This is a genomic window from Mesobacillus subterraneus, from assembly GCF_003937825.1.
Classification (GTDB): domain Bacteria; phylum Bacillota; class Bacilli; order Bacillales; family Cytobacillaceae; genus Mesobacillus; species Mesobacillus subterraneus.
Genome location: NZ_RSFW01000020.1, coordinates 157,510 through 182,866, shown reverse-complemented (window position 1 = coordinate 182,866; position 25,357 = coordinate 157,510). Strand labels below are relative to the sequence as shown.

The window sequence follows — 25,357 nt, the reverse complement described above, 5'->3', positions numbered from 1 at the left end:
TATAAACTTTACACAGAAGTAATAAACGCTTAAACATTATAGGTTAAAGTGTAGTTAAGTGAACTAATAACTACATGTGTCATTGTTTGTCTATAAAACTATGATATTTGTCGAGAAATGTTTAGAAATCACATCCCCATAAATTTTAAACTATTTTACCCTTTTTATCAAGATGGTTAAACATGGAGAATTTATAGTGCTTTGTGGATCTATATCCTTGCTGGTTTATATGGAGGATAAATTTTAGTATTGTTTTTGTTTGTGATTTTTCTCTTGTTATTTATGTATAATGGAGAAAAACAACTATTGGAGAAATGTATGATGGTTAAGGGTCAAGAAATATCCGATATGCAAAAAGGTGATTATAACTATACGATTGATGCAATGAAGTTTATAAGTGTGGTCGCAGTAGTAATGATACATGTGACGGTATTTTTGCCGCATCGCAATTTAGCGACGATTTCCAATTATTACATATACAGGCATGCGTTAGATATTGCTGTCCCGTTTTTTTTTGCGGTATCAGGATACCTTATTTCCGGCAAGGGAAATATGGGATATATTAGCAAGTATGCGAAGAAAATATTTACAATGTATGTAGTATTCAGCATTCTATATATATTTATAAGATTTTTATTTATTGGTACGGATAGGATGTTTTTGGACAAGGCATTTTGGGTTTCTGCAAGGATATTGGTGGAGAGCCTAACTGTAACCAATCTTTTGAATGGTACAATAGGATCTTAGCATCTATGGTTTTTGGCAGCATTATTTATTTCCACATTGTTGTTAAGAATATCATTGCATTTCAAACTTCATCCTAAAACGATTCTGTTAGCTTCCTTATTGTTTTACTTAATGAATACAATAGACCTTTTCGGACTAAGTCCACTTATTAAATATGAAGGATTTCCACAAGGTTTTTTTTATCTGGTGTTAGGGTATTATTTAGGAAGTGTAAGACCGGTAATGCGCCGACCATTATTATGGTTTTTCTTTTCATTAATTCTTTATACTGCTTTTAGGTTAATATATCCTGGTGGTGTTAGTACCCTGTTTTTGGCAACAGCTACTTATTCCCTGGTTGCCTTATGTATTACTTATCCCGGAAAAGAAAATATACTTTCCCGGCTAGGTGGATATGCACTAAGTATTTATATATTGCATGTTATGATCCTTAAAGTCATCATAAAGATCTACGTTTACAGTGGTTTTGAGGACTATTATAATCAAGATTATTATGTGGCGATAGCCACATTCATTAGTGTGTTCTTGCCAATAATTATTTATAAACCAATAAACATCATTTTTGTTAAACCTTTTTCTAAAGCTCTGAGTGTATTTCTTAGGTAGGCTTCGTGAAAATACCGGATCATCGGCAAATTGTGTGATGCCAAGTCCGGTTTTTTCTATTTGCTTTAGAAAATTCATGGAATTAATATAATTGACTAGAATAGATATTGGCGTGTGTTTGTGGTAAAAATGATAGTATTGGCAGAAGTACTATCAGTCTTAAAAGGAAGAGGATTATCCTATGATTCGAAAACTTATATTCCGTTTGAAAAAATTAGATCTCACGAAAAAGATATATAAAACAATTTTTAAGGTAATTGGAAGTATGCCTCCGGATAAGAAGTTAGTTGTGTTTGAAAGTTACCTGGGAAAGCAATACAGCTGTAACCCAAGGGCGATTTATGAACATCTACAGACTCATTCCCCAGGATATAAGGTGTATTGGAGTGTGGACCCGAGATCCATGGAGACATTCGAATCTAAGGGGCTTAACACAGTGAAGAGGTTTTCCATAAAGTGGCTGTTCATTATGGCGAGGGCTCGTTATTGGGTTTCTAACAGTCGGCTCCCCTTATGGATACCGAAACCCAAACATACGCTATACCTTCAAACCTGGCATGGCACGCCACTCAAAAGGCTTGCGGCGGATATGGAAGAAGTCCATATGCCAGGTACTGATTCTGAACAGTATAAAACAAATTTTTTGTCTGAGTCAGCACGCTGGGATTTCTTGATTTCACCTAATAGATATTCTACGGATATTTTTAGAAGGGCCTTTGAATTTAATAAAGAAGTCATTGAGTCAGGATATCCTAGAAATGATATATTATATAAAGAGGACTCAAGCCAGCGCATCTCAGAACTGAAGCGAAAACTAGGCATACCTGAAGATAAAAACATTATATTATACGCACCTACCTGGAGAGACAATGAGTTTTACTCTGTTGGTAAGTATAAATTTAATTTAAAATTGGATTTGGAATTGATGCAGCAGGAGCTGGGCAATGAGTATGTTGTTCTTTTGAGAATGCATTATTTGATATCAGAAAACCTCGACCTGAGCTCGTATAATGGGTTTGCATATAACATGTCTTCATATGAGGATATCCGGGAACTTTACTTACTAGCTGACCTTCTTATTACAGACTATTCTTCTGTCTTTTTTGATTATGCTAACCTAAAAAAGCCGATGATTTTTTATGTGTATGATATAGAATCCTATCGAGATCAGTTGCGTGGTTTTTACTTTGATTTCGAGAAGGAAGCTCCCGGTCCTCTAGTGAAAAGCACCAAAGGAATTATTGAAGAAATAAAGAAAATTGAATCTGGAGAGTTTCTTTACAAAGAAAGGCTTGAAGCTTTCTACGGCCAATTTTGTTATTTAGAGGATGGAAATGCATCTAAAAGAGTGGTTGAAAGAATATTTAGAACTTAATTTAGAAGAAAGTAACAATAAGTTATGAGCGTTGCTAGTGTATAATCTTATTCAGTAAACGATCTTCTTAATTAGAAAGGAAAAAAAATGAAATCTGCCATTACGGTGCTCCAAGAACAAATAAAAAGTTTTTATCTTATTAGAAGACTTTCTCTATATGAAGTTAAGAGCCAGAATAAAAATAATTACCTTGGGATGCTATGGGAAATACTAAATCCTGGTATCCAGATTGCGATCTATTGGTTCGTCTTTGGTTATGTGATCAGGGGTGCTGATAGAGATGTTAATAATATCCCTTTTTTCCCCTGGCTATTAGCTGGTTTGCTTTTATGGTTCTTTGTTAATCCTGCCATTACACAGGGATCAAAATCCATATACTCAAGAATCAGGATTATCTCAAAAATGAGTTTCCCTGTAAGTGTTATTCCAACTTATGTTATTTTTTCAAGGTTATACCCGCATTTATTGCTATTAGGTATAGGAATAATATTACTGCAGTTCTTAGGGTTTCCTATTAGCATTTATTATTTACAATTGCCTTATTTTATTTTTGCCACAGTTGCACTCGTTGTTTCTATTTCCTTACTTACATCGACTCTAGCTACAATTGTGAGAGATGTTCAGATGGTCGTGCAATCACTAATGAGGATGCTTCTGTATTTAACGCCTATTCTATGGGCAAGGGAATTACCAGGTTTTCTAAGTGTAGTTTTTAAATTGAACCCGTTTTATTATGTAGTAGAAGGATACCGTGCATCTCTGCTGTATAATGAATGGTTTATCTTTTCAGATTGGCGGTTTACTCTATATTTTTGGTTTGTAGTACTTTTATTTTTTACAATTGGGTCATCCGTCCATGTTAAGTTTAGAAAGCATTTTGTAGACTATCTATAATTGGAAGTGTTGTTTCTTGAACAAATCAGTGATCGTTAAAAACGTTTCTAAAAAATATAAACTTTATAAATCGACTTCTGAACGGTTGTTGGATGTGCTTTTGCCTAAAAGCTATGGAGAAGATTTTTACGCTTTGCGGAATATTAGCTTTGAAGCTGATGAAGGAGATGTAGTTGGCTTCTTGGGTATCAACGGCTCAGGTAAATCAACATTGTCTAATATCATTGCAGGAATAGTGCCGCCAACAGATGGGGAAGTGGACGTAAAGGGTCAAACGGCTTTAATCGCTGTTGCTTCAGGTCTTAATAATGAATTAAGCGGACGTGATAATATTGAGCTGAAATTGTTAATGCTGGGATTTGGCAAGAGTGAGATCAAGCAGTTGGAGCCAGAAATTATTGAATTCTCCGAGCTGGGAAAATTCATTGATCAGCCGGTGAAATCTTATTCAAGCGGAATGAAGTCGAAGCTTGGTTTTGCGATCTCAGTCAATATTGACCCGGATGTACTAATTATTGATGAAGCATTGTCGGTGGGAGATAAAGCGTTTGCCGAAAAGTCCCTGAATAAAATGAAGGAGTTCAAAGAACGGGGCAAAACGATGTTCTTTGTTAGTCACTCCATTGGGCAAATGAAACAGTTCTGTGAAAAAATAGTCTGGCTTGAATTCGGTCAATTGAAAATGTATGGGACTGTAGACGAAGTAGTTCCTGAATACGAAAAATTCTTGAAAGAGTATAAAGCCATGTCAAAAAAAGAACAAAAACAGTATCGAGAACGTTCTTTGGAAAGACAAAGCCAACTGGATGTCACTTGAATTAACTTGAGCACTGGGAATTCCCCAGTGTTTTTTTTATGGAGAATTTCTTCGGTTTGGATAATCCTTTAGTTGTGATTTTATGGAAAAACTAAAAAAATATAGAGAAATATGTCGGTTTTTGATAGATTAGTAGAAGAAGCCAAAGGAGGGATTAGTTACATAAAAAAATTCAGATGACCAAAGTTGTTTTGTTGGACCTATAGATATTGGTTTGCAAGAGCAAGGGTTCTAAGAGGCGCAGGCTGAACCAAAATTTGTTCTTGGCTCATGGATCGATTAGTGAAGGCTTGATTCCTATTTAGACATACAAAATCAGGATGACGTAGCCGAGAACATGGGTTGGTTAAAGCCAATATATTTATGGGGGATTATTTAGTGGCTAAAATAAAGAAAATAAGTGTTTATTTTTTGATTCTCATGCTTTTGTTACAGGGATTACCTTATGGAGCTCTGGCAGCTGAAAATATGGAAACAGCTGAGATGCCTGCTGAGACTAAGGCAGTAGTTGCTGCGGGAAACGAAGATAAGGAAGTACCGCTCTATGAGGAACCTGATATAGAAAGTGAAATTCTGGCTCAGTTAGCAGATGGAACAGAAGTAACTGTAATTGCAGTAGAGAATGATTATACAAGTGTTTTATACGAGAATACAGAGGCCGGTGAACCGCTTACTGGATACATTGCTAGTGAAAACCTTGTAGACGCCTCTTTATCAGAGGAAGTTCTTGCTGATGATGAAGGAGAACTGTCAACTGTTCCTGTAGAATCTAAAGATGAAACAAGTGTTGAGGGGGAACCCGCCCATGACACTGAAGCTGGTAACGAGGAAGGCCCTGCAGAGCAAGAGGAGGCAGAAGTGGTTCCTGTAGAGGAGGAAGTAAAGATATCCGATTCTATTGAGGCAGGGAAAGATCAATCAAGTGAAGAAATAACGAAAATTGAAGAGCAAGAAACAGTTACTGAAGTTGATCAAACAGAGGAAAAACAAACAACAGAAGTTACAGCCCAAACCAGCTCAACTCCAATAGAAACTAAAGTCCAACGAACATCTCTAACAGTTTCTTCTATTGAGGAAGGTACTGTAGAAAACTATCAAGGAATTGCTTTATCTAGCCCTACTAATATTTATCAAGAGGCTTCAACAGGATCAAAGGTAATTAAGTCCTATGCCCAAGGTTCTATATTATACTATCAATCTTTTAATAATGATTGGTACCAGGCAACTGTTTTTGTAGGGGGACAAGCACAGAGTGGCTATATTAAGTCTTCTGATGTGGAGAATTTAAATGGGGATACGACCTCATATAAAGGATTATCTTTGAAGGCTCCCACTATCATATATTCTAAGGCTTCTAGATCGTCTAGTTCCTTAAAGAAATACAACCAGGGAACAATCTTGTACTACAAAGCTTTTTCATCTGAATGGTATCAGGCTACAGTATACATTAGCGGTCAGGCCCGAACAGGATATATTCATAAGAGTGATGTGGAAAACCTAGATGGCAGTGCAGTATCATACAAAGGAATTGCACTAAAAGCTCCAACAATTATATATTCACAACCCTCTGTTTCATCTGCCGCGCTCAAACAATATAGCCAAGGTACCCTTTTATATTACCGTTCATTTTCAAGTAGTTGGTACCAGGCAACTGTATATATAAGCGGGAAGGCCCGAACGGGATATATTCATAAAAGTGATGTTGAAAATGCGACTGCTAACCCTGTGGATTATAAAGGTGTAGCCCTTAAGTCACCTACTAAAGTTTACAAGATGGCAAGTACTTCATCATCAGCATTGAAATCATATTCCCAAGGTAAGATACTCTATTACAAGTCATTTACAGCTGGCTGGTATCAGGCGAGTGTAGTTGTGAATGGAGTAACCAGAACAGGTTACATCAGTGTCAATGATGTTGAAAGTGCAGTCGAGACTTCCTCTAGCTTTAAGGTAAGAGGGATTGTGAGTAAGGTAAATGTGTACTCATATACGTCATCCAGCGCATCAGTGCTTAAATCATATGGGAAAGACACGATTTTGATTGTTAAGAATTTTACATCATCATGGTATCAAGCGACTGTCTATATCAATGGGAAGGCAAGGACTGGATACATCAAGAAAAGTGATACCAGCACTGACTTGCAGGAACCATCCTATCTCAATGCGGATCTAAGGAAGTCTGCAAACCTAACTGCCCAGGATATAGTTGACTTTTTCAATAGGAGAAGTCCTAACAGTCCGCTTAAAAACTACGCCCAGAGTTTTATCAATGTTCAGAATAAATATGGGGTAAATGCAGCATATTTAGTAGCTCATACGATTTGGGAAACAGGTTGGGGCGGCTCAAACCTAATGACCTATAAGAATAACTTGTATGGCTATGGCGCGTATGATGTATGTCCGTTTACTTGCGGATATTATTATCCAACAATTGAGGACAGCATCAATTCAGTAGCCTACATGGTGAGGGTCAATTACTTAAATCCTACAGGGGCTTACTATTATGAAGAGTACGGTTCTACCCTAACCGGTATGAATGTTAGATATGCAACAGACCAGAATTGGAAAAATGGTATTGCGAACCTTATGCAGAGCATTAAGCCGTTTGATTCACGCTATTATTCAAGCGCCTCTATTCTTCCTTTAAATGCAGGTCAGCCAGGAAGCTTTGGAAGGGATATACCAAAGGGATTGCCATATCCTACAAGCATAATCAAGAACTTCCCACAGGGCACAACTGCAACGATTATGGAGGATGCTAAATTCCGTACATTGCCATATACTTCTGCTTCAACGATTATTGGTACCCTAAGCAGTTCAACAAAGGTAACTGTTTTGGGCTATAACACTGATGTGCGAACAACAGGTTCATATCCGTATGACCATACCTGGTATCGAATTTCCTTCAATGGAACGGAAGGCTGGGTGTATGGTAAGTTAATTGATATCGATAATTTGCTTAAAGTAGTGAATGTATCAACAACATTGAATATTCGTTCAGCTCCGGTAGACGGAACTGTGGTTGGTTCCGTGGCTGCTAATGGATACTTAAAGGCTGTATTGAATTCAGGGAAACCAGTAACAGATCAAGGTTGGTATAAAGTATACCTTCCAGGCTCTACATCTACAGGCTGGGTTTCTGGCGAATTTATAAATATCATTAAGAATTAACTTTAATGAGGAAAGCTTGATTTTTCAAGGCTTTCCTTTTTTTATTGTTGGCATAAACCTCAGGAAATAATCGGAATTTATTAATTGAGATAGACATGTTAAGATTAATGAGAAAATAATTGCCTATTGATTCAACTAAGATGAAAGAGGATCCAGTATGAAAAATTCCTTAGTAAACGTGTTAGGTATTCCTTTTATTAATAAAGATTTAACAGAAATGTCAGCCCTTTTGACAAAAAGGATAAATGTTGATAAAAAAACCTTTGTCGTTACGGCAAATCCTGAGATAGTAATGCATGCTATTAAGGATCCTATCTATAACGAAATAGTTAATTCAGCTGATTATGTTGTACCTGATGGGGCAGGAGTGATCCTGGCCTCCAGGATCCTAGGTACACCCCTTAAGGAAAGGGTAGCTGGGTACGATTTAACGATTAAGATGCTAGAAAATGCCAATCAAAACGGGTGGAAGATATATTTGCTTGGCGGTAAGGAAGATGTTAATAGTAAAGCCGTGATTAATATAAAGAAGCAATATCCTGATATTAAGATTGCTGGAAATCATCACGGTTTTTTTGACATGGAAGACGATTCTGTTGCAAGAGACATATTGCATGCTAAGCCGGATATTGTACTTGTAGCCTTGGGCTTTCCGAGACAAGAAATATGGGTTTCTAAGTACTTTGGCGAATTTAAAAACGGTCTTTTTATTGGTGTTGGCGGCACAATTGATGTTCTTTCTGGCAATGTCAAAAGAGCTCCTTCATTTTGGGTGAAACTCAATCTTGAATGGTTATATAGATTATTGATTCAGCCGTCACGGTGGAGAAGAATGCTTGTACTTCCATTATTTGTTTTGAAAGTTTTTAGCTCCAAATACAAAAACTAAATTTAACATTGAAACCTTTAAACAAAAATATCGTCTTATTCATGTAATAAAATTTACATTGTGCCCATTAATTTGGATAATCTTTTACAAAAAAGGGTAATAGGGAATATAAATGGTACTACCTATCAAACTCTCGGATTAAAATTCTATCTCTATTTTATGCCTAATGTGCTATAATAGTTACGTTTGAAGCTCTTTGTGATTTCCTAATGTTTTTATCAATTTAGGACATCATAATAATCGAGGAGGGTCAGCATGTTCATAATGACCTTAATATTATGTTTTATATCCTCCATTCTTATTACACCATTTGTAAAAAAATTGGCGTTTAAAGTTGGAGCTACTGATCAGCCAAATCAGCGAAAAGTACATGCGAAAGTTATGCCTCGTATGGGAGGCCTCGCTATCTATATAAGCTTTATTTCGGGTTTGTTGATCATGAATCCTGATAGTCCATATCATTTGGCAATTGTGGTTGGAAGCATCATTATTGTCTTGACTGGCATTTTGGACGATATCTTTGAACTTAAAGCAAGGGTTAAATTGATTAATCAGATTGCCGCCGCACTTGTAGTGGTTTTATGGGGCGGGATTGATGTTGATTTCATCAACCTTCCATTCGGCAGAGGTGAACTCGAATTTGGAGTTTGGAGCGTTCCCATCACGATTCTTTGGATTGTCGGAATTACAAACGCGATTAATTTAATTGATGGACTTGATGGACTGGCCGCTGGAGTGTCTTCCATTGCATTGATCTCCATTTCAGGAATGGCTATCGTGATGGGTGATGTCTATGTAATGACCATTGGTTTTCTCCTTTTGGCAAGTACGTTAGGGTTTTTGATTTTCAACTTCCATCCTGCGAAGATTTTCATGGGTGATACTGGAGCATTATTCCTCGGGTACATGATTGCTGTTTTATCCTTGTTAGGATTTAAGAACGTAACATTTATTTCATTTATTATTCCAGTTATCATGCTGGGTGTACCCATGACGGATACAGTATTTGCGATTGTTCGCCGCCTTGTAAAAAGAACACCTCTGGCAGCGCCAGATAAATCGCACCTCCATCATTGTCTTTTGAATCTTGGCTTTACACACCGCCAAACCGTATTATTGATTTATGCAATCAGCGCGATGTTCGGTTTGACTGGCTTTATCTTTTCGTTTACAACGGTGTGGGGCTCGCTTCTGATCCTTTTCATCATCATCATTGCCATTGAATTAATTGTTGAAAGTGTCGGCCTTGTCAGTAAGGATTATAAACCTCTCCTTAACATGATGAGGGGCATTAAATATGAAAAGAATCGATGAGACTTAACCCTTGCAAATTTCGCAAGGGTTTTTTTGTTTTTAAAAAAAATCCCCTTCTAATAAGAAGGGGAAGCTGTGTCCATTGGAGTTTTTGTACTTTCACTTGTTACATTTAAATGTGTTTTTAGAATCGCTTTTGTTTCAAGCAAGGCCATTTCGTCCAACTGGTAGTAATAAATGCCGTCAATCCTGGTATCAGATCCAGCCAAGTTCAAGGTCTCGGTGTTCAGGTTGCTGCCGGCTGTAGCATATTCAATGAACGATTTCATTTGATCGAATCTTAAATCTGTCGTCATGTTTTTCCCGACTGCTTCCATTACACTTGAATAATTGCCGATTGATTTCACAGATACTGACTTTTTAATGATTGCTTTGATGATTTCCTGCTGTCTTTTACCGCGTTCAATGTCATTATCAAGCTTTCTGGTTCTAGCTAATGCAAGAGCCTCTTCACCGTCCAGTGTCTGGAGACCTTGATATAATGTGATCGCATCCTTGCGATCCTTGGAATCTTGTTCAGAAAACGTATAAGGGACGTTTACTTCAATTCCGTTAAGTGCGTCAATCACGTCAATAAAGGCGTCGAAGTTCATTTTCACATAATAATCAACTGGAACATCAAGAAGTTCTTCGACCGTTTCTAATGTAAGTTCTACTCCGCCATATGCATGTGCGTGATTAATCTTCGTGTAGATATTCTTTTCAGGAATATGAACATAAGAATCACGGGGAATGCTGACGAGCTTAATGGATTTATCATCCTGGTTGAACGTTGCAAGCATGAGGGCATCCGTCCGGGAGCTACCTTCAAACTGACGTTTGTTACTGTCGTCTACCCCTATGAACAATACGGAAAAATTCTCATCGAACGGGTTCACTGCTCTTTTGCCTTCACGGTCAATCGGGTTATATGATTCCTCCATGACAGACTCAGCTTTATTAAATAAAAATGCCCCATATGCTATGAAACTTAAGGAAACTAGCATGAGTGGCAGTAGGACCCATCGAATGACTCTTTTTCTCTTTATGCGTTTCTTATGAAAATTATTATTGCTCCTGAGTGAAGCCATATATTAATCTCCTTTATACTAAATGTAAATGGTTTGTAAATATAAATTTTGCCTAAATTTCATTTTACATCCTTTTTGCCTGTTCGTAAATTGAATTTTTTGTCATACGGCTACTTCCAAGTATACTGCTTCACCCGAACGAATCTCACCCTGTCCGCTCGTCATTTCAACCATCCACTCTTCAAATGCGCCCGTTTGCGCTTCCTCTACATATGTTTCAATTTCCACCTTATCCAGATAGTGAATTTCTTTCACCTGGTATACTGAAGACCGCAGTTCATTTTCGATCTTGCCAAGCCAGGTGTAATCAATCGTCGTATGCATGATGCGCATCAGCTTCCGTTCAACGATGCCAGTCGCATTTAGTCCCTCTGAGGTTGCCTTGCCATATGAGCGGATTAGTCCCCCGGCACCCAGCTTGATTCCGCCGAAGTAGCGGGTAATGACAACTACCGTATCCTTTAACTTTTTCTTTTTAAGGACCTCCAGAATTGGAACTCCTGCCGTTCCGCTTGGTTCGCCATCATCATTTGCTTTTTGGATCTGGTCATTCTCCCCAATGATGTAAGCTGAGCAATTATGGGTAGCATTCCAGTTCTGCTTTTTAATTTTCTGTATGAATTCCTGAGCTTCTTCTTCTGTTTCAGCTCTCTGTATATAGGCAATGAATCGGGATTTTTGAATCTCGATTTCATGTTCTCCGTAACCTTTTACCGTATAGTAAGTTTGAAGCAATTTCCTCGCTCCCTCTAGCAAAAATTTTCCCAACTATATCTTCGACATGATTTTTATGTTCGACAATAGGACTTAGTGCTACAATTCATTATAAGTTGACGGCAAACGCGGGACAATGCTGTCTTATGATTGTAATATAACTTTAATACAGGTAATGGGTTGGAATGGTATAATAGGTAGTGGTCTGACAAGGTATTTGGAAAAATATTATTCTTTTAAATCTTGGGTTTAACTCCTAAAATAATAGGATATAAGACTTAGAATGAAAAATCAAATCTATGTCTTTGTATCGATTTTTAAGTAAATGGACATGTTTTTCTTATGGAAAATTAGTAAGTTTTTCTATTTAAAGTTAAAATATCTTTAGTGCCGCCCGTGGGGGAGTTTTTACATGGCGATTAAAAAATTCGACACGAAAGCCCTCGATCTGATTTTAGAAAAAATGATCGAAACCGTTGGAAACAGTAAAGACGAAATCTTCCGAATTGGGGAACAATGCAGGACAGATTATGAGTCGATTACCAACGAATTAAAAGAGATAAAGAGAAAAGTTGCCCAGATTATCAATGATGGCGATAAATTGGATGTTCAGGTAAGGGCAGCCAGGCTACGGCTATCTGAGGTAAGCAAGCACTTTAAGGACTATTCAGAATCTCAGGTCCGCGAGGCTTACGAAGTGGCTCATAAGCTGCAAATGGATTTGACCATGAACCGGCAAACAGAGAAGCAGCTGCGTGAGAAACGTGATGACCTCGAACGAAGATTGGTAGGCTTGAATGAAACGATTGAGCGAGCAGACCATCTCATTTCCCAGATTACCGTTGTCATGAATTATATGATGAGCGATATCAGACAGATGGGAGAAGCACTCGAAACGGCGAAGGAGAAACAGGATTTCGGTTTGAAGATCATTGAGGCACAGGAAGATGAGCGCAAAAGACTCTCTCGTGAAATACATGACGGACCAGCTCAAATGATGGCGAATGTCATGATGCGTTCCGATTTAATAGAGCGAGTTTATAAGGAACGAGGCGCGAATGAGGCAATCAATGAAATCAGAAATATGAAAAAGATGGTCCGTTCCGCGCTATATGAGGTCCGAAGAATCATTTACGATTTGAGGCCAATGGCGCTTGACGATCTCGGGTTGGTTCCTACCCTCAAAAAGTATTTACAAACAATCGAAGAGTATCATAAGAGCACCAGAATTCAATTTACCAATATTGGTGAAGACAGAAGGCTGCCTGGGAAGTATGAAGTTGCACTGTTCCGGATGATTCAGGAGTCCGTGCAAAATGCTTTGAAGCATGCAGAAGCGACTTCTATCCAGGTGAAGCTGGAAATCCGAAGAGACCAGATCATGGTCGTGATTAAGGATGATGGCAAAGGTTTTGATATAAATGACAAGAAGCCTGAGTCATTTGGATTGCTTGGAATCAAAGAAAGAGTTGAATTGCTCGAAGGCGAGCTGTCCATCCATTCAAAAATAGACACTGGAACTCTGGTTATCATCCAAGTTCCGTTGAATTTATAGGCGGCCTGGCTGCCAGGCAAGAGAAAATAGAGATAGAAGCCGTAGGGGAGGCGTATGTTATGACAACAAAGATTGTTATTATTGACGACCATCAACTTTTCAGAGAAGGGGTAAAACGGATCCTTGATTTTGAACCATCCTTCGAAGTAGTTGCAGAAGGAGACGACGGCAGCGAAGCGGTCGAGCTTGTGGAAAAATATCAGCCTGATGTAGTAATTATGGATATCAATATGCCTAATACGAATGGCGTAGAAGCGACAGCTGAGTTGATTGAGAATTATCCAGATTCAAAAGTCATCATCCTATCTATCCATGATGATGAAAATTATGTCACTCATGCCCTGAAAACAGGTGCCACTGGCTATCTGTTAAAAGAAATGGATGCTGATGCGCTTATCGAGGCTGTAAAAGTAGTGGCAGAAGGTGGATCATACTTGCATCCTAGAGTTACACATAATCTTGTGAAAGAATATCGCAGACTCTCATCGGAAGAGAGTGGCTCTGATAAGTACATATCACCTGTTGAAATTCGCCGCCCGCTTCATTTGCTGACACGCCGTGAATGCGAAGTCCTTCAGCTCCTTGCTGATGGTAAGAGCAATAGAGGGATTGGCGAGGCACTTTTCATCAGTGAAAAGACTGTTAAAAACCACGTCAGCAACATCCTGCAAAAAATGAATGTAAACGATCGTACCCAGGCAGTTGTTGTAGCGATCAAGAATGGTTGGGTAGAAGTAAGATAATTCAAAGAAACCACATTTGTCGAAATGACAAATGTGGTTTTTTGTCGATTATTGGGTTTTGTTGTTGGAAATTTACGACAGAAAGTTCCCAAAACATTTACAAAAACTTAATAAAATTCGATATAATTAGAGAAGCTAATAAAACGGAGGGGTGGTCACTATTTCATCACTATGGGAACTCACTGACGAAAAGTTGATAGAAGCATATCATAAGGCTACTCTATTGAATTTGGATGCCACATTTATCGCCATGCTTATAGAGGAGATTGATAACAGGGGCTTGGATCAATTAATAAACCAATATGTTTCTTAAAAGTGTAACGCTGCGCAACCGATTGCCAGCGTTTTTTTTTATGCACGTGAGAGGCTCAGTGTTTAATCAACACACACACTAAAACTCTTTTCTCAAATAGTTTTTCTGAAAACATGCATTTTAACGAGAGTTCATATAAAATGGGAATGTACATATCGCAGAGAAAAACATAAGGATGGTAATATACTAATGAAAACGGCAGTTGTTACGGATAGTACTGCGTACATCCCGAAGGAGTTGCGGGAGAAATGGAATATCCACATGATTCCGTTGAGCGTGATTTTCAGTACCGAAACATATAGAGAAGATATAGATATTAGTGCAGAAGAATTTTATGAGGAAGTAAAGCAGCGAGAGCTCCCGACGACTTCCATGCCGCCGCTAGGTGAGTTTGTGGCGCTTTTTGAAAGATTGTCGAAGGACTACGATGCAGTAATCAGCATTCACTTGTCCAGCGGGATAAGCGGCACGTACCAGGGGGCGGTCAGCGCTGCTGAAATGGTTGAGGGTATCAAAGTGTTCACTTTCGACTCTGAAGTCAGTGCAATGGTTCAGGGGTTTTATGCTTTGGAAGCTGCAGAAATGGCAGAGCAGGGAGTCGATCCTGAAATGATAATGGCCAGATTGCACGAAATTAAACAGACATCTCGTGCCTACTTCATGGTCGATGACTTAAGCCATTTGCAGCGAGGAGGCAGATTATCTAGCGCACAGGCACTGATCGGAAGCCTGCTTCAGGTAAAGCCATTGCTTCATTTTGAGAACAAAAAGATTGTTCCCTTTGAAAAAGTACGTACTCGTAAAAAAGCGTTAAACCGAGTCGTTGAACTGCTGGCTGAAGATGCAAACAGCGGCGAAGAGTATCGTGCGGTTGTGATCCATGCCAATCGTGAAGCCGAAGCACTCGAGTGGAAAAGCGAACTCGAAGCCCAGTTCCCGAATGTGGAATTCATGCTAAGCTATTTTGGCCCGGTCATTGGCACTCATCTTGGTGAAGGTTCAATGGGCATGGGCTGGTACAAAAAATAACTACGGATCTAGTTTCTACTTCTAAGCTAAAACGCCATTTCCGTCTTGGAGACTGGCGTTTTAATTTTTATCCACAGAACTTTGTAGTTATCAACATAAAATTTAACTTATCAACACTTATTTCTACTCCTAATCCTCTTTATCCACAATTGTAACCGCTTCTTCTCCCTTTTTTAAAAGTTACCAACAAAATAACCCACATTGTACACAGGTTTATATGGTTATCCACATAAAAATCCACAAAAGGTTGTGATTAACTATGAGATTCTTGATAAAAGAGGGGAAATTAATCCCCAAACTTGATTCTTCTGATGATGAAACGACATTTTCCATCTCCAACCTCCCCGAAATTCCTCAGCTATCCACAAACCCCTTCTTTGAGTACAATCCAGAACTTCAAAAGATGCTGGCAGGCAAACAGTTGTTGATTGATGAACTGCCGTTTACTATAGATGAGATTCAAGCGCATTATGAAAATGGCTACTTGGTTTATCGTAAAGGAATCCAAAAACAGGAGAACCGTCCCCATGGTTCAAGCGGTGTAACTGAAAAACACACGAACCTTCCTCGTATTTGCGTTAGATGCGGAACGAGTGATGAGTCCTGGTTTGGGGAATTCCCTTGTGCCCGTTGCGGTGAAAGGGACATTTATTGCCCGAAATGTTTGATGATGGGGAGGGTGAGTGAGTGTACTCCGCTTGTTTGCTGGGTTGGGCCTGAATCTGATTTCCCTGTTGTCGATCGTCCGCTTGAATGGGCTGGGAGTTTATCGGAAGGTCAGCAGGTCGCTTCTCAACGTGTTTTGGATGCGGTGAAGACAACGTCGGAGTTGCTGGTTTGGGCGGTTGCCGGGGCTGGTAAAACGGAGGTTCTGTTTGCTGGAATCAATGAAGCGTTAACCTCAGGTAAGAGAGTATGCCTAGCAACTCCGCGTACGGATGTAGTCCTTGAACTGACTCCCCGCTTGAAGAAAGCATTCCCACAAACCAAGATTGCTTCGTTATACGGAGGGAGTGAGGAACGCCATGAATTTACCCAACTTACGATTGCGACAACTCACCAGCTGCTCCGTTTTTACAAGGCGTTTGATGTCATGATTGTCGATGAAGTCGATGCTTTTCCGTACTCCATTGATGAGACATTACAATATGCGGTGCAGCAATCAAGAAAGCTGGATTCCTCTCTTATTTACCTTACTGCAACGCCAAGCAAACAATGGCAAAAGGAATGCCGGCTTGGAAAAAGAAAATATGTGACGATACCAGCTCGCTACCATCGCCATCCATTACCTGTTCCAAAGCTTGAGTGGTCGGGCAATTGGGAGAAGATGCTGACAAAGGGAAAGTTGCCAGCAAACATTATCAAATGGATCGAAACAAGACAGGCTAGTAGAAGACAAGCTTTGCTTTTTGCCCCAAAGATTGCCTCTATGGAAAAAATCCTCCCCATCCTTCGCAAAATGGATCCACTCATTGAATCTGTTCATGCTGAAGATCCCGATAGAAAAGAAAAAGTCATGAAGCTGCGGAATAAAGAAATCCCAATATTGCTCTCCACAACGATACTAGAAAGAGGGGTTACCTTCCCGAACATTGATGTGGCGGTCATCGGCTCAGAGGATCGGATTTTTACCGAGAGCGCATTGGTGCAAATCGCCGGGCGTGCTGGGCGGAGCGCTGATTTTCCGACAGGTGAAGTGGTATTTTTTCATTATGGAAAAACGGAAGCGATGCTTAGTGCGAGAAAACAGATCGAGATGATGAATAAGGAAGGGATTAAGAAGGGGCTGATTGATGTATGAATATGTGGAAGGGAGCTAATTGCATGTTATGTCATGAAGAAATCGAGCCGGAGATTTCGTGGCGCAGTTTCCTTGGAAAAGATCAAGCGCCGAAGATCTGCACGGAATGTAAGGATAGTTTCGCTCCAATCACAGGAGAAAAATGTGAAATCTGTGGAAGGCCCTTTGATTTTTTAGAGGAAGAATATCGTATCGGTAATATTTGCATGGATTGCAAGCGCTGGGAGGAAAATGAAGAGTGGAGCGGAAGCTTGGACAAGAATCGCTCGCTGTATCGTTACACTGATTTTACGAAGGAGGTTATTGCCCGATTCAAGTTTCGTGGTGATTATGTTTTTGCAGATATTTTTACCGAAGACATAAAGACGGTTTTACAAGCTTTCCAATATGACTATATTGTTCCAATCCCTCTCAGCGATGAACGCCTTTACGAACGAGGCTTCAATCAGTCCGAAGCATTAATCAAAGCTGCTGGCTACACCCCCACCCATCTTCTCACCAGAATCCACTCTGAAAAACAGTCAAAAAAATCGAGGGATGAGAGAATTCAGATAGAGCAAGTGTTCAAAATGGCAGAAGGAGTTGAAATCGAATGTAAAACTATTTTGCTTTTTGACGATATATATACTACAGGATCAACGCTTAGGCATGCAGCAAAAGTATTAAAGCAAAATGGTGCTTCAAAGGTCATGTCACTAACTTTGGCGCGTTGACGGTATATGATAAAATTAGGGGAGGAAGGACATTGGAACTTACAAATTGTCCTGATTGCGGAGAAATCTTCGTCAAAAATAAATTTAGAGATATCTGTGAAAAGTGCTGGAAAGCTGAGCAGGTTGCTTATGATACTGTTTCAAAATATATGAGAAAAAGAGAAAACCGCGCTGCGACTATGCTTCAGGTTGTAGAAGCAACAGGTGTAGAGGAAGAGTTAATTTTAAAGTTTATCAAGACGGGTAAACTGCAGATTACTCAATTCCCTAACCTGGGCTATCCTTGTGATAAATGCGGCACGATTATTCGAGAAGGCAGGATTTGCGGTACATGTGCAGGGAAAATAAAAAAGGAACTAAAAGTTCATGAACATGAAGAACAGCGCAAAAAAGAATTATCGAAAAGAACTGCGACTTTTTTCACCCATCGAGATTAGGTGAAAAGAATCATTAAAAATATTCTAGTTCTTGCCGATAATATGATTAGAATCGTTCTGAAAGCGAGGGTTAGACATGAAAATAAACAATATAGGCCCATCAGGGATCAATCCATATAAACGCCAGATGAACAAACTAGATGCAGCAGCTAACACGCAGAACAAGAAAGCGGATAAAGTTGAAATCTCTTCAACTGCAAAGGAAATGCAGCAGCTTTCCCAAGTATCCGATCTGCGTCAAAAAAAGGTTGAAGAACTGAAAATCCAGGTGGAAAACGGTACGTATAAGGTAAATACGAAAGAAACGGCGAAAAGCATCATTAATTTTTATAACAATAAATAGGAGGAATACTCGTCTTGCGGGCGAGTGTTTCTTTATGCCAAGAAGGAGGGCAGTCCATGTCTGCTGAATCACTTACTGTCATCATGACTAAAATGCTCAAATTGCATAAAAGCCTTTACGAATTGACCGTGAAGAAGACGGACATCGTGAAAAAAGGAGACACAGCTGCCCTCGACCAGCTTCTAAAGGATGAGCAGGCGCATATGGCAGCGATCAATAAGCTCGAGCAAGAGCGACTGGCACTGTCAAATCAAGTGATGCCTGGCGCGTCATTGCAGGAAATAGCCGAGGCACTACTTTCGGAAAAAGATGAGCTTTTGCAAATAAAAGAAGAATTGACCACTGTCATATCTGAAATTAAGGCTCGGAATGAACTTAATCAGCAACTGATTCATCAATCGCTGCAGTTTATCAATTTTTCCAAGAGTCTTGTGATTCCTCAGGAAAAAGAAATCAATTACGGACCGCCTGCTGGAAAGAAACAAAAGCCAGGGCAATCGCCAGGTATGTTCAACTCAAAAGCATAATATTTGGAGGAACGAAACATGCGTTCAACCTTTATGGGATTAGAAACAGCTCGCCGCGGCATGTTCACGCAGCAGAGCGCTCTACATACAACAGGACATAATATCGCCAATGCCAACACTCCAGGCTACTCACGCCAGCGGATCAACTTCGCACAGACTGAACCTTATCCAAATGCAGCGCTTAATCGTCCGCAGATCCCTGGACAGGTTGGTACTGGTGTGAAAGCTGGGTCGATTCAGCGTATTCGCGATAGCTTTCTGGATGTTCAATATCGTAATGAAAATAACAAACTAGGCTATTGGGAAACCAGGGCAGAGTCTTTTCTGAAGCTGGAAGAAGTACTTAATGAACCGTCAGATTCCGGATTGGCTAAGACGATGGATCAGTTCTGGCAGTCGCTACAGGATTTAGCGGTAAACCCTACGAATCCCGGTGCACGCTCAGTCGTTCGCCAGCGCGGGATTGCAGTGGCGGAAACTTTTAACTACTTGCATAATTCTTTATCTTCTGTCCAGAGTGATTTGAAGAATGAAATAACCGTTACTGAGAAGTCAATCAACTCTATCCTAGATCAAATTAGCAAAATCAATGGGCAGATTGCTGATGTAGAACCACATAAATACTTGCCTAACGACTTATACGATGAACGTGACCGTTTAATAGACCAATTGTCTTCACTGGTTAATATAAAAGTCGACTATATAAGTTCTGGAAATGGTTCACTGGACATTGCTGAGGGACAGGCAGTCATCAAAATGGTCAGTGACAGTGGGAAAGAGCTAGGAATCCTGGTTAGCGGCGACCGCTATAATAAAATGAATGTTAATTTCGATGGCTTAGGTGACTCGGTAAAAACAGTGACGATAGGGCAATCGAGTTTTAACTTCACAGAATTAAATTCAATGGGAAAACTGAAGGCTTTGGTAGATTCATATGGATATGAGAATAACGGCAAAGTTACAGGTGTCTATCCTGAAATGATGACCAAGCTTGATGATCTTGCATTTACATTTGCAACTCAGTTTAATGAGGTCCATAAAAGCGGAATGAGTCCTAACGATATTACGAATGGGACTAAAGCGGGTAATCCGTTTTTTGTGGATGCTGAGAATGAAGAAATTTCACGAGCTGGGTTCTCAGGAAGAATTCAATTGGCTGATGCAATAGCTTCAAGTCTTGACAACATTGCAACAGCAGACGGATCTGATATAGCTAATGCTACTATCGGAGACTCTTCCAATATTCTGAAATTAGCAAATATCATTAACGGTAAGTTCGATTACTCAGGTAAAAATGAACTTTCCAACTTCAGAAATTATTATGAAGGTGTAATTGGCGGAATGGCCGTTCTTTCCCAGGAAGCTGTTAGACTGACAAATAACAGTGGTTCTCTTAGAGAATCTGTGGAAAACCGCAGGAAATCTGTAAGTTCCGTTTCACTTGATGAAGAAATGACAAATATGATTCAGTTCCAGCACGCCTACAACGCATCAGCCCGGATGATCACACTCCAGGACGAAATGCTCGATAAAATTATCAACGGTATGGGAACTGCAGGAAGATAGGTGAATTAAAATGCGTATAACACAATCAATGCTTTCTTCCAATTCGTTAAGAAACCTGAGTGAAAGCTATCGGCGCATGGGTCAGTATCAGGACCAGCTGGCGACAGGAAAAAAAATCACGAAGCCGTCCGATGATCCGGTAGTAGCAATGAAAGGCATGTTCTATCGTTCTGGCTTGACCGAGGTTGAACAATACAAACGAAATCTTTCTGAGCTTTATTTGTGGATGGAGAATTCGGAGGCCGGAATTGAACAGGCGAATAATGGGCTGCAGCGTGTTCGGGAACTGACGGTTCAAGGTAAAAATGGTTCACTCAGCCCGAGTGACCGTGAAGCAGTTGCTCGCGAAATTGAGCAAATTAAACTTGATTTAGTACAGGTGGCAAATACTAAAGTGTCTGGCCGGTATATTTTTCATGGAACGGATACTGATCATCCTCCTGTCCCGGTTGAAAATCCGCCAACAGTGGCTAACAACCTAACTAACCCGGCTATCAATAATTATAAAGTAGAAGTTTCTCCGGGCGTTTCTTTAAGAGCTAACATCAATCCGGCTAATCTATTTAATCAGGAACTATTTGATGTTGTTCAGGGTATCCAGGCTGCTTTGGAAAATGATAATCCAGCAGATTTAGATGATTTGTTGAATCGTCTGGACAAAACGATGGATAATCTTTCATCAGAGAGAGCTGAATTAGGGGCGCGCTACAACAGGCTTGAAGTAATTGACACACGCCTTGGCTACCAGGAAGTTATGGCCACAAGGGTATTGTCAGATAATGAAGACGCTGATATTGAGCGTGTTATTATGGACTTGAAAACCCAGGAAAGTGTTCACCGTGCGGCGCTTGGAGTAGGTGCACGTATACTTCAGCCGACACTGTTAGACTTTTTAAGATAAGCTATTCTCATTGGGAATAGCTTTTTTTACTAGGAGGGATAGGAAATGCAAGTCCCACAGATTCGAATCCAATCAACCCCCGGGCGAATCGCAATAAACACCGTACCAGCGATTCAAGAAATCGAGCAGCCGAAAGCGGAGTTGACAATTGAACAGCCTGAGGCGGAAATGAGTATTAGCAAGTCACCTGCAAAGCTGACGATTGACCAATCCCAGGCACGGGCAGATATGGATTTAAAAAGCATTGCACGCCGAATAGAGGATGCAGCCCAACAGGGATATCAGGATTTGCTGGCAGGGATTGCCCGTATGTCTCAGGATGGCGATGAACTGATGCTGCTTGAAAATGGCGGAAATGCAATCGTTGAACAGGCGAAGCGGAACAGTGAGTCTCCTATGCTGGATTTTAATATCGGGTGGATCCCCTCTGCTGGCTCAGTAAAAACAAACTATGATCCAGGTAGGTTGGAAGTCAATTGGAAGGTAAATAAACCTATTATTGAAAGTAAAATGAATAAACCGATTATCAACTATACACCTGGCAAGGCAGAGATATCTATGATGCAATACCCATCTTTAAAAATTGACTTTGAAAATCTTAGGCATGTTGGCGTCAAATATGAACAAATTATTTAAAGGAATGATGTAAGAATGAAGATAAATACACGGTATCATGGTGAAGTAGAGATCAATCAAGAAGATATACTTTCGTTTGCAAAAGGAATTCCGGGGTTTCAGGAGGAGAGGGAATTCTGCTTACTTCCTCTTTCAGAGGAGGGTGTTTATTATGTAATGCAGTCCCTGAATACATCCGAACTGGCATTCATTGTTACAAATCCTTTTAACTTTTTCAAAGAATATGATTTTACCCTAGAAGAATCAGTTATTGAAGAACTTCATCTAGAGTCAGAAAAAGATGTAAGGGTCTATACTATTCTTACCGTTCAGGATCCTTTCATAAAAACAACTGCCAACCTCCAGGCACCGGTAATTACCAATTTGAATAATCGTAAAGCTAAACAAGTTGTTCTTCATAATGAGCAATATGGTACAAAGCAACCAATTTTTCAAAATGATGAAGTAAAGGGGTGATGAACGATGCTGGTACTAACAAGAAAAAACGGAGAAAGTATCACTATCGGCGATGACATCGAAATCACAGTTATCTCATCTAAAAATGATCAAGTCAAAATAGGGATCAAAGCACCTAAGAGTATTGAGGTGTTCAGGAAGGAAATCCTGGAACAGATCCAAAGCGAGAATGAGCAGGCATCTAAAGATATATCTTCAATGATGGATTTTATAAAAAACAAATAAAAAAATAAAAAAACTTTTAAGAAACTATTAAACATCTTTTTCTGACGACGATAAAACTATTGTAAGGGAGAATAAGGGCGGCCGACCTTATCGCTCGGACAAAATATAATCTTGTTCACATGGATGTGAACACCAAATTCAAGGAGGAAAACTCAAATGAGAATCAACCACAATATCGCGGCTCTTAACACACACCGCCAATTAAGCAGCGCAAACGGCGCACAAGCAAAATCAATGGAAAAACTAGCTTCTGGTCTTCGCATCAACCGTGCCGGTGACGATGCAGCTGGACTAGCAATCTCTGAAAAAATGCGTGGTCAGATCCGTGGTTTGGATCAAGCTGCTCGTAACGCTCAAGACGGTATCTCTTTAATCCAAACTGCTGAGGGTGCTTTGAACGAAACTCACAGCATTTTGCAACGTGTACGTGAATTAGCGGTTCAATCTTCCAATGATACTAACACGAATGATGATCGTGGAGAGTTACAAAAAGAGGTAGCAGAACTTCTTAAAGAAGTAGATAGAATCGCAACTACAACTGAATTTAACACACAAAAGTTACTTGATGGATCAGATGCTGATGGAAAGGTATTCCACATCGGTGCAAATGCTGATCAAAATATTACTGTTACTATTCGCGACATGAAGGCAACTGGTACAGTTCTAAATATTGGATCCGTTGACATCTCTAGCCAAACTGGTGCAAACACTGCGATTACATCTTTGGATGCTGCAATCAAGGAAGTTTCTTCTGAACGTGCTATGCTTGGTGCAAATCAAAACCGCCTGGAGCACACAATCAACAACCTAGGTACTTCTTCTGAAAACCTAACTGCTGCTGAGTCTCGTGTACGTGACGTTGACATGGCTAAAGAAATGATGGAACAAACTAAGAACTCTATCCTTTCTCAAGCAGCGCAAGCAATGTTGGCTCAATCTAATCAGATGCCTCAGGGTGTTTTACAACTTCTGAGATAATGATTAAAGGGCGTCTTATCTGGTAACGGATAAGATCATAACTGGGTGAATTGCTGGAACTTCCTAAAGCTCGGTCCACCACAACGTAACTGGAAACGGTAGGCGTGAGGGTTTCAAAAGGATTAAGATATATAATGGATAATCAGCAGCCAAGCTCCTGTGAGGAAACTCTGGAGAAGGTTCAACGACTAGGGAAAACAGTCTAAGGTAGGAATACTATGGCTATGAATCCCGTAGGACAGGCATTCTGTTCGAAGTGCCCAGCCCCTTATTAGAAGGGTGAAGATATAGTCTATTCTGTACTCGAAAGATACAGTCGCGAAGCAAGCGAACCAACAACCACAAGGAGTTCTTCAACTTCTTCGTTAATTAGATGTTCAAAAAGATGGCCCATCTTACAGATGGCCATCTTTTCTTATTTCCCTAAGTTTGTAAACTATTGACCAGTATGGCCGGTTTAGCGCTGTGGAAATTTCTTTATGTGTCAGTCCCGCCTTCTTAAGTGTAATGAGGCGTTTAATTTCAATCTGGGTATAATTTTTGAACCTCATAGAATCTGAGGAAATCACTGTATATCCTGACAATAGCTTGTTTTTACTTAACTCCATATTTTTTCTGTATTCCCAATCAAACTTATACCTCATTGAAGGGATTGTGGATATAGTACTTTTTGTCAGCGAAAGTAATTTTAATGTTTCTTCAACTGATGTAAGTTTTAAAATATATCCAAAACCGTCTCTGCGCTTATTTAATTTGAAGTTCAGATTAAAGGTTTCATTTAAATGGTTTTGTAAAAGAGTGAGATCAGATTTAGGGTAGTTTTGTAGGTAAAGAGAGGCATGAGGTGTAATATAAATTAACTTTTTTCTATGATTAATTGGTTTTGTTATCATTAGCGAACCATCATCTAAGAAGAGTACTGCAAGAAAATGAGGGAGAGTACAATAATGTAAAAGTTCTGAAGGAATCTTTTTATTTCCCTTTTCATTATAAAAATGATGATATAACTTTGTAAATAGTGGAAGAGACTTGGAAACCAAGTAGGTGTCGTCCGTACGTAAATAAAGAATATCTGGGAAGAATTTCATTTTCCATTTTCGATATTCTAGTTGTTCTTTGGAGAAATGTTCTCTGTAACTGTTATTTCTTCTTCGGCTATTTTTATACAGCTTTGTAATTTCACCATCTGCAATTATGCTAGCAGCTACAATATTTCTCTGCTCATCTGATAAATCCTCGAAAAACATTTACTCCACCCTTTTCTTCAAACTAATGCTTATTCATGTAAATTATAAATTAAAATACAATAATATAGTTATAAAGTACTATTAAAAGGATTGTATAAAAAGTATATAATAGACTAAAACTCACAGAAATCCAAAGTGAAAAAGGCAAACTATGGGAAACTGTAGGACGCAAAGCCAGGGGCCTGTTCTGTTTAAGTAGTTCTTTAAGCGGATGGTAGCCGGTTGCCACAAGGATTCATAGTCTATTTACCTATGAACCTTGTTAGAGGTTCTTTTTTATTTGGAGTCTG

23 protein-coding genes, 2 pseudogenes and 1 riboswitch are annotated in these 25,357 nt (G+C 39.5%); of the genes and pseudogenes, 22 read left to right on the top strand and 3 right to left on the bottom strand.

Annotation, left to right across the window (positions count from 1 at the left end; genetic code table 11):
• The first annotated feature begins 282 nt into the window (after positions 1-282).
• From EJA10_RS24025 to EJA10_RS18285, 7 genes and pseudogenes are all read left to right on the top strand, one after another.
• Positions 283-1,353 (top strand): annotated as a pseudogene (locus EJA10_RS24025) (acyltransferase).
• Positions 1,354-1,540: 187 nt separating this feature from the next.
• Positions 1,541-2,728: pseudogene (locus tag EJA10_RS18310) on the top strand (CDP-glycerol glycerophosphotransferase family protein); the annotation flags it as partial.
• An 87-nt stretch (positions 2,729-2,815) separates the two neighbouring features.
• Positions 2,816-3,622 (top strand): ABC transporter permease, encoded by an 807-nt coding sequence (locus EJA10_RS18305; protein ID WP_125481474.1) that lies wholly within the window; start codon positions 2,816-2,818, stop codon positions 3,620-3,622.
• A 16-nt stretch (positions 3,623-3,638) separates the two neighbouring features.
• A complete protein-coding gene (gene tagH / locus EJA10_RS18300) occupies positions 3,639-4,439 on the top strand; it encodes a teichoic acids export ABC transporter ATP-binding subunit TagH (RefSeq protein ID WP_125481473.1) in 801 nt (266 codons plus the stop codon).
• 378 nt (positions 4,440-4,817) lie between these two features.
• Positions 4,818-7,610, top strand: a complete 2,793-nt coding sequence (locus EJA10_RS18295; protein WP_246017853.1) for an SH3 domain-containing protein — start codon at positions 4,818-4,820, stop codon at positions 7,608-7,610.
• A 157-nt stretch (positions 7,611-7,767) separates the two neighbouring features.
• A complete protein-coding gene (locus tag EJA10_RS18290; RefSeq protein ID WP_125481472.1) occupies positions 7,768-8,499 on the top strand; it encodes a WecB/TagA/CpsF family glycosyltransferase in 732 nt (243 codons plus the stop codon).
• A 255-nt stretch (positions 8,500-8,754) separates the two neighbouring features.
• Positions 8,755-9,813, top strand: coding sequence for a glycosyltransferase family 4 protein (locus EJA10_RS18285; protein WP_125481471.1), 1,059 nt, complete (start codon positions 8,755-8,757; stop codon positions 9,811-9,813).
• A 56-nt stretch (positions 9,814-9,869) separates the two neighbouring features.
• Here EJA10_RS18285 and EJA10_RS18280 read toward each other — a convergent pair whose 3' ends face one another.
• Together EJA10_RS18280 and EJA10_RS18275 are read right to left on the bottom strand one after the other, a co-directional pair.
• Positions 9,870-10,883, bottom strand: a complete 1,014-nt coding sequence (locus tag EJA10_RS18280) for an LCP family protein (RefSeq protein ID WP_125481470.1) — start codon at positions 10,881-10,883, stop codon at positions 9,870-9,872.
• Positions 10,884-10,985: 102 nt separating this feature from the next.
• Positions 10,986-11,618, bottom strand: coding sequence for a YigZ family protein (locus EJA10_RS18275; RefSeq protein WP_125481469.1), 633 nt, complete (start codon positions 11,616-11,618; stop codon positions 10,986-10,988).
• Between the two features lie 391 nt (positions 11,619-12,009).
• Between EJA10_RS18275 and EJA10_RS18270 the strand changes: the two genes are divergently transcribed.
• The 15 genes from EJA10_RS18270 to hag all read left to right on the top strand — a co-directional run bounded on the left by EJA10_RS18270 (position 12,010) and on the right by hag (position 23,820).
• A complete protein-coding gene (locus EJA10_RS18270) occupies positions 12,010-13,152 on the top strand; it encodes a sensor histidine kinase (RefSeq protein ID WP_125481468.1) in 1,143 nt (380 codons plus the stop codon).
• A gap of 59 nt (positions 13,153-13,211) precedes the next feature.
• Positions 13,212-13,895, top strand: coding sequence for a response regulator (locus tag EJA10_RS18265; protein ID WP_125481467.1), 684 nt, complete (start codon positions 13,212-13,214; stop codon positions 13,893-13,895).
• A gap of 151 nt (positions 13,896-14,046) precedes the next feature.
• Positions 14,047-14,208 (top strand): sporulation histidine kinase inhibitor Sda, encoded by a 162-nt coding sequence (gene sda / locus EJA10_RS18260; protein ID WP_246017851.1) that lies wholly within the window; start codon positions 14,047-14,049, stop codon positions 14,206-14,208.
• 189 nt (positions 14,209-14,397) lie between these two features.
• Positions 14,398-15,237, top strand: a complete 840-nt coding sequence (locus tag EJA10_RS18255; protein WP_125481466.1) for a DegV family protein — start codon at positions 14,398-14,400, stop codon at positions 15,235-15,237.
• Positions 15,238-15,496: 259 nt separating this feature from the next.
• Entirely contained in the window at positions 15,497-17,038 is a 1,542-nt protein-coding gene (locus EJA10_RS18250) for an ATP-dependent helicase ComFA (RefSeq protein WP_125481465.1), read from the top strand.
• On the top strand, positions 17,035-17,751 hold the full coding sequence (locus EJA10_RS18245; RefSeq protein ID WP_125481464.1) for a ComFC family protein: 717 nt from the start codon (positions 17,035-17,037) through the stop codon (positions 17,749-17,751). The genes EJA10_RS18250 and EJA10_RS18245 overlap by 4 nt, the downstream gene beginning before the upstream one ends.
• A gap of 32 nt (positions 17,752-17,783) precedes the next feature.
• Positions 17,784-18,188, top strand: a complete 405-nt coding sequence (locus tag EJA10_RS18240; RefSeq protein ID WP_125481463.1) for a TIGR03826 family flagellar region protein — start codon at positions 17,784-17,786, stop codon at positions 18,186-18,188.
• A 76-nt stretch (positions 18,189-18,264) separates the two neighbouring features.
• Positions 18,265-18,531 carry a flagellar biosynthesis anti-sigma factor FlgM gene (gene flgM, locus EJA10_RS18235; protein WP_125481462.1) on the top strand — a complete coding sequence of 89 codons (267 nt, stop codon included), beginning with the start codon at positions 18,265-18,267 and terminating at the stop codon, positions 18,529-18,531.
• A 56-nt stretch (positions 18,532-18,587) separates the two neighbouring features.
• Positions 18,588-19,058, top strand: a complete 471-nt coding sequence (locus EJA10_RS18230) for a flagellar protein FlgN (RefSeq protein ID WP_125481461.1) — start codon at positions 18,588-18,590, stop codon at positions 19,056-19,058.
• An 18-nt stretch (positions 19,059-19,076) separates the two neighbouring features.
• Entirely contained in the window at positions 19,077-20,624 is a 1,548-nt protein-coding gene (gene flgK, locus EJA10_RS18225) for a flagellar hook-associated protein FlgK (protein ID WP_125481460.1), read from the top strand.
• A 10-nt stretch (positions 20,625-20,634) separates the two neighbouring features.
• Complete coding sequence (gene flgL, locus EJA10_RS18220) at positions 20,635-21,525, top strand: flagellar hook-associated protein FlgL (protein WP_125481459.1); 891 nt, start codon at positions 20,635-20,637, stop codon at positions 21,523-21,525.
• Positions 21,526-21,570: 45 nt separating this feature from the next.
• A complete protein-coding gene (locus EJA10_RS18215) occupies positions 21,571-22,161 on the top strand; it encodes a DUF6470 family protein (protein ID WP_125481458.1) in 591 nt (196 codons plus the stop codon).
• A 15-nt stretch (positions 22,162-22,176) separates the two neighbouring features.
• The gene (gene fliW / locus EJA10_RS18210) at positions 22,177-22,617 is read left to right on the top strand and encodes a flagellar assembly protein FliW (RefSeq protein WP_125481457.1); all 441 of its coding nucleotides are present in this window, start codon (positions 22,177-22,179) and stop codon (positions 22,615-22,617) included.
• Positions 22,618-22,623: 6 nt separating this feature from the next.
• Positions 22,624-22,842, top strand: coding sequence for a carbon storage regulator CsrA (csrA, locus tag EJA10_RS18205; protein WP_125481456.1), 219 nt, complete (start codon positions 22,624-22,626; stop codon positions 22,840-22,842).
• 156 nt (positions 22,843-22,998) lie between these two features.
• Positions 22,999-23,820 carry a flagellin Hag gene (gene hag, locus EJA10_RS18200; protein ID WP_125481455.1) on the top strand — a complete coding sequence of 274 codons (822 nt, stop codon included), beginning with the start codon at positions 22,999-23,001 and terminating at the stop codon, positions 23,818-23,820.
• Positions 23,821-24,215: 395 nt separating this feature from the next.
• Here hag and EJA10_RS18195 read toward each other — a convergent pair whose 3' ends face one another.
• A complete protein-coding gene (locus EJA10_RS18195) occupies positions 24,216-25,067 on the bottom strand; it encodes a DNA endonuclease (RefSeq protein WP_125481454.1) in 852 nt (283 codons plus the stop codon).
• A gap of 133 nt (positions 25,068-25,200) precedes the next feature.
• A riboswitch (cyclic di-GMP riboswitch) is annotated at positions 25,201-25,297 on the top strand.
• Positions 25,298-25,357: the final 60 nt, after the last annotated feature.

Excerpts from the sequence above, each read along its gene's own strand:
- flgL (WP_125481459.1), top strand. The coding sequence starts at position 20,635 with ATGCGTATAACACAATCAATGCTTTCTTCCAATTCGTTAAGAAACCTG.
- EJA10_RS18230 (WP_125481461.1), top strand. The coding sequence starts at position 18,588 with ATGTCTGCTGAATCACTTACTGTCATCATGACTAAAATGCTCAAATTG.
- EJA10_RS18265 (WP_125481467.1), top strand. The coding sequence starts at position 13,212 with ATGACAACAAAGATTGTTATTATTGACGACCATCAACTTTTCAGAGAA.
- EJA10_RS18255 (WP_125481466.1), top strand. The coding sequence starts at position 14,398 with ATGAAAACGGCAGTTGTTACGGATAGTACTGCGTACATCCCGAAGGAG.
- EJA10_RS18215 (WP_125481458.1), top strand. The coding sequence starts at position 21,571 with ATGCAAGTCCCACAGATTCGAATCCAATCAACCCCCGGGCGAATCGCA.
- EJA10_RS18280 (WP_125481470.1), bottom strand. The coding sequence starts at position 10,883 with ATGGCTTCACTCAGGAGCAATAATAATTTTCATAAGAAACGCATAAAG.
- fliW (WP_125481457.1), top strand. The coding sequence starts at position 22,177 with ATGAAGATAAATACACGGTATCATGGTGAAGTAGAGATCAATCAAGAA.
- EJA10_RS18250 (WP_125481465.1), top strand. The coding sequence starts at position 15,497 with ATGAGATTCTTGATAAAAGAGGGGAAATTAATCCCCAAACTTGATTCT.
- hag (WP_125481455.1), top strand. The coding sequence starts at position 22,999 with ATGAGAATCAACCACAATATCGCGGCTCTTAACACACACCGCCAATTA.
- csrA (WP_125481456.1), top strand. The coding sequence starts at position 22,624 with ATGCTGGTACTAACAAGAAAAAACGGAGAAAGTATCACTATCGGCGAT.
- EJA10_RS18195 (WP_125481454.1), bottom strand. The coding sequence starts at position 25,067 with ATGTTTTTCGAGGATTTATCAGATGAGCAGAGAAATATTGTAGCTGCT.
- EJA10_RS18305 (WP_125481474.1), top strand. The coding sequence starts at position 2,816 with ATGAAATCTGCCATTACGGTGCTCCAAGAACAAATAAAAAGTTTTTAT.
- EJA10_RS18290 (WP_125481472.1), top strand. The coding sequence starts at position 7,768 with ATGAAAAATTCCTTAGTAAACGTGTTAGGTATTCCTTTTATTAATAAA.
- EJA10_RS18285 (WP_125481471.1), top strand. The coding sequence starts at position 8,755 with ATGTTCATAATGACCTTAATATTATGTTTTATATCCTCCATTCTTATT.
- EJA10_RS18270 (WP_125481468.1), top strand. The coding sequence starts at position 12,010 with ATGGCGATTAAAAAATTCGACACGAAAGCCCTCGATCTGATTTTAGAA.
- flgK (WP_125481460.1), top strand. The coding sequence starts at position 19,077 with ATGCGTTCAACCTTTATGGGATTAGAAACAGCTCGCCGCGGCATGTTC.
- EJA10_RS18245 (WP_125481464.1), top strand. The coding sequence starts at position 17,035 with ATGAATATGTGGAAGGGAGCTAATTGCATGTTATGTCATGAAGAAATC.
- flgM (WP_125481462.1), top strand. The coding sequence starts at position 18,265 with ATGAAAATAAACAATATAGGCCCATCAGGGATCAATCCATATAAACGC.